Origin of the sequence: Mesorhizobium sp. M0244, from assembly GCF_040321795.1 — a bacterium.
GTDB lineage: Bacteria > Pseudomonadota > Alphaproteobacteria > Rhizobiales > Rhizobiaceae > Mesorhizobium.
Window position 1 is genome coordinate 1 of record NZ_JAMYSE010000239.1, and the last position, 632, is coordinate 632.

The window sequence follows — 632 nt, forward strand, 5'->3', positions numbered from 1 at the left end:
GATGAATCCAGGATCAAATCGCTTGTCGACAGCCATGTCGAGGATCGCGAATTGGGCTTCATAGGCGAGCCGGTGGTCAATGTGCTGGCCCTCAATCTTGCGCTGGACGATGCCACGAAACAATGAAGGCGGGCGCCGGGATCGACACCGAAGCCGGCGCCGTTCATGATTGACCCTGATGCCAGACGACAGCCGCACCGCCGAAACCAGGCCCTCTCCCGACGCGCTGCTCGAGCATGCCGAGCGGGAGGAGCGCGGTCGCCTGAGGATATTTCTCGGCGCCGCTCCCGGTGTCGGCAAGACCTACGAAATGCTGATGTCGGGCCGCGCCAGGCTGGCCGACGGGATCGACGTGGTGATCGGCATCGTCGAGACGCACGGTCGCAAGGAAACGCAGATGCTGGTCGAAGGCTACGAGGTCATTCCTCGTCTTGAGATCGATTACAAGGGGCGCATCCTTGAGGAAATGGATCTCGACGCCATCCTTGTCCGGCGCCCGGCGCTGGTTCTGGTCGACGAGCTCGCCCATACCAACGCTCCCGGCAGCCGTCACCCGAAGCGCTATCTCGACGTCCAGGAAATCCTGACGCACGGCATCGATGTCTACACGACACTGAACATCCAGCACGTCG

2 protein-coding genes are annotated in these 632 nt (G+C 62.0%); both read left to right on the forward strand.

Annotation, left to right across the window (positions count from 1 at the left end):
• Window positions 1-126: potassium-transporting ATPase subunit C (locus NKJ08_RS38840; RefSeq protein ID WP_352786429.1), on the forward strand; the 126-nt coding region annotated here is incomplete at its 5' end.
• 52 nt (window positions 127-178) lie between these two features.
• Window positions 179-632, forward strand: a 454-nt coding sequence (locus NKJ08_RS38845; protein ID WP_502906395.1) for a histidine kinase, incomplete at its 3' end; no start/stop codon positions are given.